The sequence below is a fragment of the Tamlana sp. I1 genome (assembly GCF_015355625.1).
Taxonomy (GTDB): Bacteria; Bacteroidota; Bacteroidia; order Flavobacteriales; family Flavobacteriaceae; genus Pseudotamlana.
Map to the genome: position 1 here is coordinate 205431 of NZ_JACLAF010000004.1, position 16557 is coordinate 221987.

Below are 16557 nucleotides of genomic sequence, written 5' to 3' on the forward strand. Positions count from 1 at the left end.
ATGCTAAATAAATTCACAATAAAACCTCTCTTGCAGTTATTAGTCTGTTTTATTCTACTACTTCAACTTTCTTGTGCAGATAAAACATCACTAAAGACTGTAGATAATTTAACCATTTCCGAAGGCTTTAAAAATCCGCTAGGTTTTTACGATGCTAAACCTACATTTTCGTGGGAATTACCCGTTGTGGAAGGAGTAATTAGTCAGTCGGCTTACCAGATTGTGGTAGCTAGTAGTCCAGAACTATTGCCAAGCAATCCCGATTTATGGGATTCTAATAAGCAATCTTCTTCGCAATCTGTATGGATAAACTACGAGGGTAAACCGCTTGAGTCACGTCAAAAAGTATTTTGGCAAGTAAAATATTGGAATCAGGATGATAAGGCTTCAAATTGGAGTCCGGTTCAGAATTTTGAATTAGGCTTATTAAATAACAGCGATTGGAAAGCTCAATGGATTGGGTTGCCTACCAAAGAAGAAGGCGTTTTAGGAAGTCAGGATAACATTATTCATAGACCACAATATTTAAGAAAAGGCTTCGAGTTGGCTAACGATGTGGCTACAGCCAGATTATATATTACGGCAAAAGGTGTGTTTGATGTGGCTATCAATGGAGAAGATGTGAGTGATGACGTGATGCCTCCAGGGTATACGCCTTATAAAAAGCGAATTGAAACCATCACTTATGATGTTACCGATTTAATAGAATCTGGACAAAATACTATTGGTGTTGAAGTTGCTGCAGGATGGCATTCTGGCCGTTTAGGTTGGATGAAATCCTACTGGAGCGATACCGAATCACCTAAAATATTATGTCAGCTAGAAGTAACCATGAAAGATGGTTCCAAAGCATCCATCATTTCAGATGATACTTGGAAAGCCACATTCCAAGGCCCAATACGAATCTCAGAAATTTATGATGGTGAAACCTATGATGCTCATTTAGAAATGCCACAATGGACTACAAATAATTTTGATGATAAAAACTGGAAAGCAGTACAAGCGTTCCCAGTAACATCAGCCATTAAATTAGAACCAAAACGTCATACTACCGTTAAATCTAAAATGGTATTAGAATCTAAAGAGATTATATTAAAAGAAGATGCATCTATTTTTGATTTGCAACAGAATATGGTTGGGGTACCTGTGTTAAAAGTTCCTATGAAAAAGGGGGATACTTTAAAAATTCGTTTTTCTGAAATGTTATCGCCAGACGGGACTTTTTATACAGACAATTACAGAAGTGCGCAATCTACAGATTACTATATAGCCGCAAAAGATGGTACCATAGAATGGATGCCAAAGTTTACATTCCACGGATTTAGGTATGTAGAGTTAAGTGGGTTTGATGCTTCAAAAACACCTTCTAAAGATTGGGTTAAGGGTGCAGTGCAGTATTCTAATTTTGATGAAAATGGCACGTTCACAACGTCTCACGAGAAGCTAAATCAGTTGCAAAACAACATCGTTTGGGGCTTAAGAGGCAACTTTTTCGATATCCCTACTGATTGTCCGCAACGCGACGAACGTATGGGCTGGACGGGCGATGCCCAAGTTTTCGGACCAACATCGATGTTTAATGCCGATGTTTATAAGTTTTGGGCCAGTTGGATGCAAAGTGTACGCGAATCGCAATATGATAATGGTGGTATTCCATTTGTAGTTCCAGATGTGTTACACAATGGAAAAGTAAGTTCTGGTTGGGGCGATGTTTGTACTATAATTCCATGGAAAATATATTACCGAACGGGCGATGTTAGCATTTTAGAAGAAAATTACGATATGATGAAAAAATGGGTAGCGCATCATCAAGCGTCTTCAACAGATTTCATCTCGCATATGAATTCTTTTGCCGATTGGTTACAGCCTTATCCTGAAAATGGAAATAATAAAGGAGATACTTCACATAGTTTAATCGGTACCGCTTTCTTTGCGCATTCGGCAAGATTAACAGCAAAAACGGCCGAGGTTCTTGGAAAGAGTGAGGAACAAGCTACATATGAAGCTTTATACAAATCGGTAGCAAAAGCCTTCGAAAATGCGTTTTTTATAAATGGTAAAGTAAAAGATATTACCGCAACCCAAACCTCTTATTTGTTAGCCTTGGCTTTCGATTTAATTTCTGAAGTAAATAAAGAAAACGCAAAAGTACAGTTATTAGAAAAAATTAGCGAAGCCGATAATCATTTGCGTACAGGCTTTTTAGGAACCCCATTGCTATCGGAGGTATTAGATGAAACGGGAGAAATAGACTTAATGTACAAACTCTTATTTAATGAAACCTATCCGTCTTGGTTTTATTCAATAAACCAAGGAGCAACAACCATTTGGGAGCGTTGGAATAGCTATAGCAAAACAGAAGGTTATAACCCGATGAGTATGAATAGTTTAAATCATTATGCTTATGGAGCAATAGGCGAGTGGATGTATGAGCGCATTGCAGGAATTGCACCTTTACAAGCGGGTTATAAAATCATCAGAATCGCACCAATACCAAAGGCACCGTTAACATCGGCATCAGCAACTTTAAATACGCCTTATGGAGAAGTAGCATCTTCTTGGGAAATAAAAAATGAAACCTTGTTTTTAGAAGTTGTTGTGCCTCCAAACACGACTGCCGAGATTGAAATTCCAGCAGATGATTCAGAGTCATTAAAAATGGATAATGAGGTTTTTAAAGAGAGTAAGAGTGTGTTGCTCATATCATCAAAAGAAAAAAATATAATTAAGGTTTTAACCCAACCGGGCACCTATAAATTTCAAACAAAATATAGTTTATAAAAAATGGCCATTTCTATGAAAATAACAGCGATACTTCAATTAGCATTGGTAACAAGTTTTACGCTGGTTAGCTGTAAGAACGAAGTGAAAACGGTTGAACAGCAAGAAGAACCAACAAAACCAAATATAGTATATATCCTTACAGACCAATGGCGCGGTTCGGCACTTGGTTATGCGGGAGACCCTAATGTGAAAACGCCACATTTAGATGCTTTGGCAAAAGAAGCCGTTAATTTTACTAATGCGGTTTCGGTAACCCCTGTTTGTACACCACATCGCGCGGCTTTGCTTACAGGTAGGTTTCCAACAACTACGGGCATGTTTTTAAACGATTTGTATTTGCCGTCAGAAGAATTATGTATGGCTGAGATTTTTAAAGCCGAAGGATATCATACAGCTTATTGGGGGAAATGGCATCTTGACGGACACGGACGTTCTGCCTTTACACCAAAAGAAAGACGCCAAGGATTCGACTATTGGAAAGCTTTGGAGTGTTCTCACGATTATAATAAAATGCCTTATTATGATAATGATAATCCTGAAATTAAATATTGGGATAAGTATTCGCCTTTCGCAATTGTAGAGGATGCGAATTCATATTTAGAAAAACATGCAAAAGATGATGTTCCATTTTTGGCTGTTGTGTCCATAGCAACACCGCATTTTCCACATGTCTCTGCGCCTCAGAAGTATAAAGATATGTATCCCCCAGAATCACTGATACTTAATCCTAATGTAAGTCCGAAATTTGAGGCCCGTAGTCGAGAAGAGTTACAAGGGTATTATGCTCATGCCACGGCAACAGACGAGGCCATAGGTTTATTGTTAAAACAGATGGATGCTTTAGGTTTAAATGAAAATACGATAGTGGTGTTTTCTTCAGATCATGGTGAAATGATGGGCGCACATGATGTTAGACCCTTTCAAAAACAAGTCGCTTGGGATGAATCTATACGCGTTCCTTTTTTAATAAAATATCCAGGAATAGATAAACAAAAAGGTACTACAGTAAATGCTCCTATAAATACACCTGATATATTACCGTCTCTTTTAGGTTTATCTGATATCAAAATTCCAGACGGTATAGAAGGCGAAGATTTGTCTGAATTAATTAAAAATCCAGACCCTGAAGCAGACCGTGAAGCTTTGGTAATGAATGTGGCGCCTTTTGCTGGCGGATATCCAAATTTGCCATACAGAGCGATAAGGACGAAGCAATATACTTATGCAAAAACCACAGAGGGACCAAGTATGTTTTTTGATAATGTAGCCGATCCATATCAACAGAATAATTTATTGGGTAACCCTGAGTTTGAAACTCTTCAGAATGAATTAGACGCCAAGCTTAATAAGAAATTGGCTCAATTGGGAGATGAGTTTAAATCTAGAGACTATTATTTAAAGAAATACAATTATGTATTTGGTAAAAATAAACCTGCCATTCCGTTTTGGGAATTCAACAAAGGTAAAGGCGTAGTGCAGTCGCCAACCTCTGTTACTAAATAAGAGCAGTATAATATTCAACAAATCAAACTTATTACTAAATGACTAATATGAATTTGAGACATAAAATTTTTATAATGTTATTGCTAGCGTTCTGTTCTAGTAAGATTATAGCACAGCAATCACAGCCTAATGTACTGGTATTTTATGTAGACGACTTAAGAGCAGAGTTAGGTTGTTATGGTAGTAAAACCGCCATGACTCCAAATATTGATAAGTTGGCAACTGAGGGGGTTCAGTTTAATAAAGCTTATGTGCAGCAAGCTATTTGTGCCCCTTCGCGAATGAGTACTTTAACAGGTTTACGACCAGAAAAATTGGGTATTTATAGCATTTTTACGCCACTGCGGTCGGTTCATAAAGATGTAGTGTCGGTACCACAATTGTTTAAAGAAAACGGTTATAAAACGGTAAGTATAGGAAAGGTGTATCACCACGGAACCGATGATAAAAAACAATGGACCAACTATTTTTCAAAAGAACCAAATACCTATAATAAACCAGAAAATATTGCGCTTTTAGAACAATTTAAAAGGGAGGGTAAAAAATCTAATGGTCCTGCATTTGAAAATGCCGATGTAGCCGATGAAGCTTATAAAGATGGGCGTGCGGCTAATTATGCCGTGGAAACTTTGCAGAAATTGAAGGATGATAAATTTATCATGTTTGTAGGGTTTAGTAAACCCCATTTGCCTTTTAACGCTCCTAAAAAGTATTGGGATTTATACGATAAAAATAATTTTGAAATTCCAGATCGTAAAAAGCCTGAAAACATGTACCGTTTGGCACTTACCAATTGGGGAGAACTTAAAGGATATCATGGTATTCCGAATGATGTAGAATATTTAGATGACAATCTAACTAGAGATTTAATACATGGTTATCACGCCAGTATTAGCTATGTCGATGCTCAAGTTGGAAAAGTTATGGAGGCGCTGGAAGCTTTAGATTTAAGAAAAAACACCACCGTTATTTTTATGAGTGATCATGGTTATAAAATTGGAGAGTATGGTGCGTGGTGTAAACATTCTAATGAAGAAATAGATGTTAGAGTACCGCTTATTGTAAGTAGAGAAACTAGTTATAAAGGTAGAGTAGTAGGTAAAACATCTGATGCTTTAGTAGAGAATGTCGATATCTTCCCAACCTTAGTTGAATTGTGTGGATTAGAAGGTCCAAAAACCGACGGTAAAAGTATTTTGCAAGTTATAGACCGTCCCAATACAACATGGGATCAAGTGGCTACTGCAGTTTATGCTCGCGGTAAAAACATTATGGGATGCACTGCTACAGATGGCGAATGGCGCTATACCGAATGGCGAGATGCCAAAACGCAAGACATTTTGGGGGCAGAATTATATGAGCATAAAAATAGTCTGTTATCCTTTAAAAATCTATCAGGAAACTCGAAATATAAAAAGGTAGAAGCACGGATGAAAGGTTTATTAGAAACCCAATTTCCTAGAAATCAAGGTCCTTTTTTACAAAACGATACACCTAGAAATTAAAACCGATACTTAAATCAGTATAACAAAATGAAAAAGTTGATCACACTATGTTTTATTGCTATTTTATGTTCTTGTGCAGAAAACCAACAGGTTGCAGAAGCCCTTACAAATAGTAATCGAACAAAATATAACTTTAATGTCGATTGGAAATTTATAAAATCCAATCCAGAGCAAGCACAAGATATAAATTATGATGATGCAACTTGGGAAACGATAAGTTGCCCGCATACCTTTAATGATATCGATACTTTCGACGATTTAAGTCACGGTCATCATGATGGCGAAGATAACCAATGGCGTGGTACGGTTTGGTATAGAAAGCATTTTAAATTACCCAAAGAAGATGACGGTAAAAAGGTATTCATTGAATTTGAATCGGTGCGTCAAATAGCTGATGTGTACATCAATGGCGTTCATTTGGGCCAAAACCAAACTGGGTTTATTCCTTTTGGTTTCGATTTAACCTCACATCTTAAATTTGGAGAAGATAATATCATCGCTGTAAAGGTAAATAATGATCGTGGTGATCATTTTAGAGAAAATTTCCCATTAGTTTGGAATCACGAACACTGGCATCCAACCCACGGTGGAATCTACCGAAATGTTTTTCTGCATACCATGGATCCGCTTCATATTACATTACCGCTTTACGATAATCTAGAAACGGTTGGAACCTATGTTTATGCCGAAAATATTAGCGAAAAAAGTGCCGATATTACTGTTGAAGCCGAAATTCAAAACGAGCACTCCCAAAAAAAGAACATCACATTGGTAACACAGATTATCGATAATGATGGTGCTGTGGTTGCACATTCTATTAAAGATGTGGCAATTCCAAGCGGACAAAAAATGAAGGTTACATCGGTAACCAATATTCAAAATCCGCAGCTTTGGTATACGCGTTACCCTTATATGTACAAAGTGGTATCGGCTATTAAAGAAAGTGATAAAGTGATTGATACTTACGAATCGCCTTTAGGTATTCGCAATTTTGATTTTAATAAAGATTCTGGTTTTTGGATTAATGGTGAACAAATTAAGTTACACGGTTGGGGGCAAAAACCAACCAATGCTTGGGCTGGATTAGGAGCTGCTTTACCAGATTGGTTACGCGACCTTACTTTTAAGTTAATGGATGAAGCTGGCGGAAATTTTATTCGTTGGGGACATTGTGCTGCTTCGCCCGCCGAAGTAGATATGGGCGATAAATACGGATTTGTTACCCTTATGCCAGGTGTGAGCGGCGAATCGGAAGACGAAGGTGAAACCTGGGACATCCGCTATAAAGCTTTTAAAGATTTAATCGTGTACTACCGTAACCACCCATCTATATTTATTTGGGAAGGTGGAAACTGGGCAGAATCTGAAGCCCATTACAAAGAAATTCTAGAGGCTATTAATACCTTCGATCCTAAAGGAAAACGCTTGATGGGAAACCGTCGTGCAGATGTTAAAAACGATTCAGAAGGTTATGTGTCTATCGAAATTGGCACAGAGGGTTGGGAACGAGAATACCCCGATTTACCGCTAATCGAAAGCGAATATAATCGCGAGGAAGCTCCGAGACGTATTTGGGATAAAAATTCGCCAGACGATAATTTTTATAACCATCCTAACATTAGTAAAAATACATACAAATTAAGTTCGGAAGAATTTGCGGTGCGCCAAGCCGACCACTGGTGGAATAAAATGGGTAAAAAAGCGTACCATTCTGGAGGTGCAAATTGGATATTTTCAGATGGCCCACATGGCGGTCGCTGTCCTACAGAAGTCACCCGTGCTAGTGGCGAAGTGGATGCCGTACGCTTACCAAAAGAAGCTTTTTACGCTTTAAAGGCTATGTGGCGCCCAGAGCCGCAAGTGCATATTGTAGGGCATTGGAATTATGAAGAAAGCACTAAAAAAACAATGTATGTTATGTCTAACTGTGCTTCGGTTAAGTTATATGTGAATGATAAATTGGTAGGAACGAATTCAAATCCTGAAAATGGCTATGTCTTTAAATTCGATAATGTCGCTTGGGAATCTGGTAAAATAAAAGCAGAAGGCTTTATAGATGACGCCTTAAAAACCACTCAAACAAAAGAAACGACAGGAGAACCTGCGGCTTTAAAATTAACATCTATTACGGGGCCAGAAGGTTGGTTGGCAGATGGTTCGGATGTTGCTTTAATTGATGTTGTAGTTGTAGACGCCCATGGCAGACGATGCCCATTAGCAAAAGGACGTGTAGACTTTACTATAAGTGGTCCAGCAATCTGGCGCGGTGGATACAATAGCGGAAAACCAAATAGTACCAACAATCTATATTTAGATATTGAGGCGGGTATTAATCGTGTGGCTGTGCGTTCTGTTTTAGAGTCTGGAACGGTAACCATTACTGCTAAAAAACCTGGATTTAAGGATGCTAACGTCACGCTTAAAAGCTTACCAATCGATTTTAAAAATGGATTAACAACAACGCTTCCACAAGTTTATACCAATGTATTAGCCAAAGAGCCTTTACCAGCACACACGCCAGAAATGCCAGAATATGTTCCGGGAGTAAAGAATAGAAGTGAATTATTTAAAAAATTCAGCTATACCGGCGATGGTAAGGCCATGTTAAGAACTAACATGCACTGGGGTAAAAAAGCATATACCGATTTAGAATATAATTATACAGTATTACCGAGGTATTTAAATGAATCGGAATATGTTAGAACGCCTAATTCCGATAATCGTTATTGGGCGCGTGATCAGTTACAATTTATTGCTGGTAAAAAAATGCACATTTATGTATTACATGACGATACCGTACCACGCCCAGAATTTTTATTGAGAGATTATAAAGATACAGGAGATAATGTAAATGTGGTTGGGGCAAGTATGTCTGTGTTTCATCGTGTAGCCGAGGAGGGTGAAAGTATTATTATGGCAGGAAACAGCGATGGTGATGCACCAGAAAATTGTAGAATGTATACCGTTATGGTCAAGGAATTTAAAAAGTAATTTAAAGAAAATGAGAAGTAAAGGGGTAGCTTGTTTGTTAATAATACTGTGTTCAATTATTTATAGAACAGAGGCACAACGTATAGAAACCAATTTCAATAATAATTGGCATTTTATATTAAAAGATAGCCCTGACTTTTCTAAGGAAAATGTAGATGATTCCTCATGGGAGTTGCTTAATGTTCCACACGATTGGTCTTTCGAAAAAGGTGTTCGAAAAGGTGGCGATCAAGGCCAAGGTGGCGGGTACCATGATGGCGGAATTGGTTGGTACCGAAAAACATTTTCGGTTAACAAAGCGAGTCTGTCTAAAACTACCTATATCAATTTTGATGGCGTTTATATGAACAGCGAAGTATGGATAAATGGAAACAGATTGGGTAAAAGACCTTACGGCTACATCAGTTTTAGATATGATATTTCTAAATATTTAAAAGCAGGAAAAAATACGATTGCTGTACGTGTAGATAATAGTTTAGAGCCTTCGGCAAGGTGGTATCACCCATGTGGTATTTATGCTCCTGTAAAGCTGGTTGAAGTCAATCCAACACATTTTAAGCCTAACACCATTTTTATAAAAACGCCTTCTATAGGAAAACAACAAGGCGTTGTTTCTATCGACGCAGAAATTAAAGGCGCTACTAAAGGTTTAAAATACAAAGTGGAGTTATTAACTGCAAACGGCAAAGTAATAGCAACATATAGTGAAAGGTTAGCCTCAGCACAACCAAGTGTTCAATTGGAGGTGAAAACACCTAAACTTTGGAGTCCAGAATCGCCAAATCTTTATAAAGCCATAACGAAAATTCTGGATGGTAAAAAGGTTATTGATGAAAAAACAACCACCTTCGGATTTAGAACCGTTGCATGGAAAACCGAAACCGGCTTTTGGTTGAATGGTGAAAACGTAAAACTTAAAGGTGTTTGCGAACATTGGGAAGGTGGTCCAGTTGGAGGGGCTTGGACAAAGCCCATGTTGCGCTGGAAATTACAATCTTTAAAAGATATGGGAATCAATGCTATTAGACCATCGCACAATCCTACACCGCCAATGTTTTATGATATCTGTGATGAAATTGGCTTGTTGGTAATGGATGAAATTTTTGATGGCTGGCATAAAAAAGCACCCGAAGATTATGGCAAACAAGCCTTTGATGCATGGTGGCAAGCCGACGTAAAAGAGTGGATTACTAGAGACCGCAACCATCCAAGTATTTTTGTTTGGAGTTTGGGGAATGAAACCCATAGTGATGTAGCCCCAGAAATGGTTGCATTTGGTAAAAATCTAGACCCAACGCGATTGTTTACATCTGGTGCAGGAAATCCCGAAGATATGGACATTCAAGGTGTTAATGGTGGGTCTGAAACAAAGTCTTTTATAGAGAATAACAAATTAACAAAACCTTTTATTTCTACCGAAGCACCACACACTTGGCAAACAAGAGGGTATTACAGAACCCAAACTTGGTGGCGCGATAATGAATTACCAGGAACTTATGAGCTTCCTAATTTAACCGAAAAGGAGATTTTCTTTTACGAAGGCATTAATCCAAAAGATTGGAAAAATAGGAAACAACGTTTCAACTCTTCTTATGATAATGCTACGGTACGCGTTTCGGCCAGAAAATATTGGGAAGTGATGCGCGATAATCCGTGGCACAGTGGGCATTTCCGCTGGACAGGTTTCGATTATTATGGAGAAGCTGGTTTAGTACACGGGGGCTTGCCTTTTAACTTGTTTATGGGAGGCGCTTTGGATGTTGCAGGGTTCAAAAAAGACTTGTATTATTTCTACCAGAGTCAATGGACAGAAAAACCAATGATTCATATGTTGCCACATTGGACGCATCCAAGAATGGAAAAAGGTACGGGCATTCCGGTTTGGGTTTACGCTAATACAGATGAAGTAGAATTGTTTCTTAACGGAAAATCTTTAGGAAAAGATAAACCAGGAACCGTTTGGAACGAAATGCAATGCGAGTGGCTAGTGCCATACGAAGCGGGAAGGCTTGAAGCAGTTGGATATATTGATGGAAAGGAAGTTAATAGAACGTCATTTTCAACGGCGCAGCAACCATCAAAATTAAAAACTAGTATTCTAAAATTAGACGCCGAAGCAAGTTTTACAGACAGTTTTATAGTTACTTCAGAAAGTTTAGATACTGATGGCCATTTATACCCTTACGGAGAAAGCAAAGTGTATTACCATATTCAGGGTGATGTCAAGAAAATTTCCATGGAAAATGGAAATCCAATAGACCCTACAAGCAGAACTAAATCTGATTTTAGAGCCTTGTTTTTTGGGAAAACGAGACTGTTTTTAAGAGCCTTGCCTAAGGCTAAAGAAGCCTCGGTGGTAACCGCATTTATCTTAGGTGATAAGGCATTATATACTTCAAATTTAATTACAATTGATGCGCAGCACATTCAACTTTTAGGAAAATCGAAAACTTCAGATTTAGAAATCCGTTACACCACCAATGACGAAAATCCGGAAACGCATGGCAAGCTTTATAAGGATCCTTTTAAGGTTGAAGATGGCACGACTGTGAAAGCCATTGTAAAACAAAATGGTAAAACGGTTTTAACTATGGAAGAAACTTTCGGTAAAAATGAAGGTCTGTTTTGGGGCGATGAACATTCTGCCGATATGTGGATAGGTAGAGGTGTAAATATTTCTGCCGAAGAAGGTATTTTAACAGGAGCCGCCAAACCGAGTAGAGAAGCGCATCGTTTTAAAGGTTCTGGTTTTGTCGATTTTAAAGGAGGTGAAGGCGCTATCACTTGGTATCAAGAAAACGATGGCGAACCTGGCGATTATAGTATTCGCTTTAGGTATATGCATAACAACGAAGGGAAGTTACACCCAATGAAGCTGTATGTAAATGATGAATATGTAAGAACTATTGAATTTAAACCAACCGGTGGTTGGGAAAAGGAATGGAAGTTTGCACCTACCATTATTGTACTGCAATCTGGAGCTAATAATATCAAATTAGAAACCACAGGAGAGAGTGGGCCTTATATAGACGAGTTGTTTATTGATTAATACTTTAAAAGATGATTATAGTATATATAATAAGTGGCTTATTATTAGTTAATGCTTTGTTATTAAAATTTAGTAGAAATAGAGACAGTAAATAGAAATAAAAAAACATGAGAAATAAACAAGTATTATTTTTTTTGGGATTATGTTTCTTTTTTTGGGGAAGTACATTCAGTCAAAATCTAGATGATAGGTCTAATGAATTAATAAATAAAGCAAAAAACTTATTAACGACTAAAGTATATTCTGTAGTGCATAAAGTTGGAGTGCCTCCAAGTGGTAATAAACATGACTATATGAGTATTGGTCCGTATTGGTGGCCAAATCCTGAATCCGAAAATGGCTTGCCATATATTAGAAAAGATGGAAAAGTAAATCCGGAATCTCGAAACAATTACACAGATTTTTCTACACTAGATAACTTTATTTCTGCTGTTAAAACACTTAACAGCGCATACTACTTAACCAAGGAAGAGAAATACGCCAATAAGTGTTTGGAGTTGATAAATACTTGGTTTTTAGATGAAACTACTAAAATGAATCCTAATGTTAATTATGGACAGTATGTTCCGGGAGAGTCAGAAGGAAGGTGTTTTGGTATCATTGAGTTTAGCGGGATTACAGAAGTAATCGAATTTTTAGAACTCGCTAAAGATAGAAACACATTGGATAAAAAAACCGAGAGCGGTATGCTTAAATGGTTTAAGGAATATAGCGATTGGTTAATGCATAGTAAATTAGGGAAACAAGAATCTACTAGAACAAATAATCACGGAACACACTATGATGTACAATTGTTAAATATTCTACTGTATCTAAATAAAAAAGAAGCAGTTAAAAAGTACCTCTCCACAATAACAAAAGATCGCATATTTAGCCAAATAGAACCTGATGGGAGTCAGCCATTAGAATTAGCACGAACTAAATCATTTTCCTATTCGGTAATGAATTTACATGGGTTTTTAGAATTGGCCATAATGGGGCAGCAAGTGGGGGTGAATCTTTGGGATACAGTTTCTGAAGATGGAAGGAGTATAAAAGCAGGCTACCAATACTTACTACCATATTTAACTGGTGAAAAAGATTGGGAGTATCAACAAATTGAGGATAAAAAACATTCCAAATCGAAACTGCTATCGGATTTGAATTTGGCTAAAGAAGTGTTTAATGATAACACTTTTGATAAAGCACTTAATACCTTAAATAAAAAATAAACTTGGATTTTAGATCATGCAAAAGATAGTTTCATTAATCATATTATTACTAGTTTTTGGAGTTTGTCAATCTCAAGAAGCTATGGACGAAGCTTTAAAGAATGGCTTTAAAAATCCGCCAAACCAAGCCAAAGCTCGTACTTGGTGGCATTGGATTAGCGGTAACGTCTCAAAATCTGGAATTACCAAAGACTTGGAGGCTATGAAAGCGGTAGGGATTCAGGAAGCTCAATTGTTTAATGTAGATTTAGGTTTTCCTGCTGGTCCTGTAGATTATTTAAGTGAAGACTGGTTGGATTTATTTCATTTTTCGGCTCTTGAAGCAAAACGATTAGATTTAGAACTCACTTTTCATAACACCGCCGGCTGGTCCTCTTCTGGTGGGCCATGGATAAGTCCGGAATATGCCATGCAAACCGTGGTATTTAGCGAAATTATAGTTGAAGGCGGTAAAGCCATTAAAAAGCAGTTACCACAACCTGAAACCAAATTAAATTTTTATAAAGATATTGCTGTTCTGGCCTTTCCTAAACCTAAGCAAACAGTAAAAATTGACGATTTAGATTTTAAAAGTTTATCGGGACGAATTCGCAATCATTTGTTGCCAGATACAAAATATATACCTTCTGAAGCTGTCATTCAAAAACAAGACATTATTGACCTCACAGCACATCTCAATGAAGCAGGTATTTTAGAATGGAAAGCCCCTAAAGGCGAATGGGTGATTCTAAGATTAGGACATACGCCTACAGGTAAAAAAAATCATCCTGCACCAAAGGGCGGCCATGGATTGGAGGTTGATAAAATGAGTACAAAGGCGGTAGATGTGTATTGGGAAGGAGGCATTCAACCAATTCTCAATAAGTTGGGCGATTTAGTAGGTACAACAGTTAATAATTGTTTAATAGATAGTTATGAGGTTGGAACCGCTAATTGGACTGCTGAATTTGATGCTGAATTTGAAACATTAAGAGGCTACAGTTTGGTCTCTTATTTACCAACTTTAGCAGGCTATTATGTGGAAAGTGGCGAAGTTACCGAGCGTTTTCTTTGGGATTTCCGTAGAACCATTGGGGATTTAATGGCAAAAAATTATTATGCTCATTTTCGGGATTTATGCCATAAAAACGGCTTGAAATTTTCGGTAGAACCCTATTGGGGACCTTTCGATAATATGCAAGTGGGCGCCACGGGCGATATCGTCATGTGTGAATTTTGGAGTGGTGGTTATCCGTTTTTCGATTCGCCTAAATTTGTGTCTTCCATTGCACATTTAAACGGAAGTTCTATTGTAGGCGCCGAATCCTTTACGGGTATTGGCGGCTGGGACGAGCATCCTGCGCAACTCAAATCCATTGGAGATAGAGCATGGGCCGAAGGTATTACCCGATTTATTTTTCACACCTATGTACACCAACCTTGGGATGTGGCTCCAGGTTTAGCTTTAAGTTATCACGGTACCGATTTTAATCGCCTTAATACCTGGTGGCGTCAAGGTAAAGCATTTATGGATTACATCACTCGTTCGCAGTTCATGCTTCAACAAGGTAAAAATGTTGCCGATGTGCTTGTGTTTACAGGGGAATCTTCACCAAATACAGCTTTTTTATTACCAGAAATAAAGCATTTAGGATATGATTACGATTTAATTGGGTCGAATAAATTGTCAGATTTATTTGTTAAAAACGGAAAAATTTGCACCCCTGTGGGGGGACAATACCAAGTGTTAATGCTACCAGAATCAGATTGGATAAAACCAGAAACGCTTCATAAAATTGAAGATTTAGTAAAAGATGGTGCCAAAGTAATTGGCAGTAAACCCAAAAAATCGCCAAGCTTAGAACAATATTCAACTTGTGATGCGGAGGTAAAAAGACTGAGTGATTTCCTTTGGGGGAAGGGTTTGGTGAAGGAGATTTCGATAGTCGATTTCTTAAAGGGTAATAATATGTTGGCTGATTTTATGATTGAAAGTGATGACGTCTCCGATATCAGTTTTATCCACCGAAAAACAGAAGAAGCCGATATTTATTTCATCGCCAATACCCGAAAGGAAAGTCGGGAAATTAAAGTCCGTTTTAGAGTATCCAATAAGCAACCTGAAATATGGCAGGCAGAATCGGGTGCCAGTAAAAAGCCTGCTGTTTGGCAAAATCATGCAGATGGCACCACGAGTTTACCACTGCAATTGGGTATGGAAGAGGCCGTGTTTGTAGTTTTTAGGAATGCTTCAAAAGAAAAGTCACAGTTGGTATCGGCTAAAATGGAACTTGAAAACCTAAAGCCAGAGCCGCTTTCAAATTTACAAATTATTAAAGCCGAGTATGGCACGTTTCTTCAAGAAGGCTTAGTAGATATTACAGATAAAGTTGCAGCCGAGGTAAAAGATAATCAACTGCATATTCAAGCCAGTCGACATTTTTGCGATTGCGATCCAGCCATGGGGTATATAAAGGAGTTTAGAATGGAATACCAAATTGGTGAAGACATTAAAACGATATCTGCACAAGAAAAAGAGTTTGTAAATATTAATGCGGGCGACAAAAAGTTAACCGTGTTAAAAGCGGTTTTCGGAAAATTTAAACCAGAAACAAAAGGAGTACCCAAACATTATCCAGTTCATGATGTTACCAAAAAAATCAAGCAAGAAATAGCATCAGGTAATTTGGTAATTCCTGTAAACAATCAATTGATAGGAGGAAAGACTCCTGAAGGTGATAACACTACGATAAAAATAACATTTACCACCAATGGTGAAGTGCAAACACTTTTTGTTCCAAAAGGGAGACCATTAAATCTTTCAAAAGATAGGAGCAAACCAGAAATTGTTTTAAACGATGGTGAAGCACAATGGGTAACCCCATATCCTGGAGCGCTTACTTATAAAAATGCATCTGGAAAAGTGATGACTAAAATAGTCAAATCAGTGCCACAACCTATTTTGCTTTCGGGAGCTTGGGATTTAGAATTTCCGAAAGATTTAGTTGAACAAAATAAAGTAAGTTTTGATAAATTAAAATCGTGGTCAGCTGTTGAAAATGAAGGTATTCAACATTTTTCAGGAACAGCGAGTTATCATAAAACCTTTCAGCTATCCAAAAAACTATTGAAGTCTGGTCACAAATTAGAACTCGATTTAGGAAGCGTTGCTGTAATCGCAGAAGTGATTATAAATGGAAAACCAGTAAGGACACTTTGGAAAGCACCTTTTAGATTGGATATCACTAATTACGTGAAATCTGGTAAAAACACACTTGAAGTCCAGGTCACCAACTTATGGCCAAACCGATTAATTGGTGATGAAAAATTGCCATTGGATTTTGAGCGTAAAGGTGCTAAAATAGAAAGCGTACCAGATTGGTTGCTAAATAACACCAAACGTCCGAGTGAAAGAACCACGTTCCCAGCTTGGAAACATTGGGATAAGGAGGACGAATTATTAAGCTCTGGATTGTTGGGGCCCGTAAAGATCAATATATCAGAAATAAGAAAACTAAAATTAAATAACTAATTA

At 37.6% G+C, this 16557-nt stretch carries 7 protein-coding genes; all 7 read left to right on the forward strand.

Annotation, left to right across the window (positions count from 1 at the left end; genetic code table 11):
• The 7 genes from H6X70_RS04965 (at position 1) to H6X70_RS04995 (ending at position 16554) form a co-directional block, all read left to right on the forward strand.
• The gene (locus H6X70_RS04965; RefSeq protein WP_194766561.1) at positions 1 to 2781 is read left to right on the forward strand and encodes an alpha-L-rhamnosidase; all 2781 of its coding nucleotides are present in this window, start codon (positions 1 to 3) and stop codon (positions 2779 to 2781) included.
• A gap of 15 nt (positions 2782 to 2796) precedes the next feature.
• Entirely contained in the window at positions 2797 to 4287 is a 1491-nt protein-coding gene (locus H6X70_RS04970) for a sulfatase (RefSeq protein ID WP_194766562.1), read from the forward strand.
• A 74-nt stretch (positions 4288 to 4361) separates the two neighbouring features.
• Complete coding sequence (locus tag H6X70_RS04975) at positions 4362 to 5792, forward strand: sulfatase (RefSeq protein ID WP_228530270.1); 1431 nt, start codon at positions 4362 to 4364, stop codon at positions 5790 to 5792.
• Positions 5793 to 5819: 27 nt separating this feature from the next.
• Complete coding sequence (locus H6X70_RS04980) at positions 5820 to 8783, forward strand: glycoside hydrolase family 2 protein (protein WP_194766564.1); 2964 nt, start codon at positions 5820 to 5822, stop codon at positions 8781 to 8783.
• Positions 8784 to 8793: 10 nt separating this feature from the next.
• Positions 8794 to 11832 (forward strand): sugar-binding domain-containing protein, encoded by a 3039-nt coding sequence (locus H6X70_RS04985; RefSeq protein WP_194766565.1) that lies wholly within the window; start codon positions 8794 to 8796, stop codon positions 11830 to 11832.
• A 107-nt stretch (positions 11833 to 11939) separates the two neighbouring features.
• Entirely contained in the window at positions 11940 to 13043 is a 1104-nt protein-coding gene (locus H6X70_RS04990) for an alginate lyase family protein (protein ID WP_194766566.1), read from the forward strand.
• A 16-nt stretch (positions 13044 to 13059) separates the two neighbouring features.
• The gene (locus H6X70_RS04995) at positions 13060 to 16554 is read left to right on the forward strand and encodes a glycosyl hydrolase (protein WP_228530271.1); all 3495 of its coding nucleotides are present in this window, start codon (positions 13060 to 13062) and stop codon (positions 16552 to 16554) included.
• Positions 16555 to 16557 lie beyond the last annotated feature (3 nt).

Excerpts from the sequence above, each read along its gene's own strand:
- H6X70_RS04990 (WP_194766566.1), top strand. The coding sequence starts at position 11,940 with ATGAGAAATAAACAAGTATTATTTTTTTTGGGATTATGTTTCTTTTTT.
- H6X70_RS04995 (WP_228530271.1), top strand. The coding sequence starts at position 13,060 with ATGCAAAAGATAGTTTCATTAATCATATTATTACTAGTTTTTGGAGTT.
- H6X70_RS04980 (WP_194766564.1), top strand. The coding sequence starts at position 5,820 with ATGAAAAAGTTGATCACACTATGTTTTATTGCTATTTTATGTTCTTGT.
- H6X70_RS04985 (WP_194766565.1), top strand. The coding sequence starts at position 8,794 with ATGAGAAGTAAAGGGGTAGCTTGTTTGTTAATAATACTGTGTTCAATT.
- H6X70_RS04970 (WP_194766562.1), top strand. The coding sequence starts at position 2,797 with ATGAAAATAACAGCGATACTTCAATTAGCATTGGTAACAAGTTTTACG.
- H6X70_RS04975 (WP_228530270.1), top strand. The coding sequence starts at position 4,362 with ATGTTATTGCTAGCGTTCTGTTCTAGTAAGATTATAGCACAGCAATCA.
- H6X70_RS04965 (WP_194766561.1), top strand. The coding sequence starts at position 1 with ATGCTAAATAAATTCACAATAAAACCTCTCTTGCAGTTATTAGTCTGT.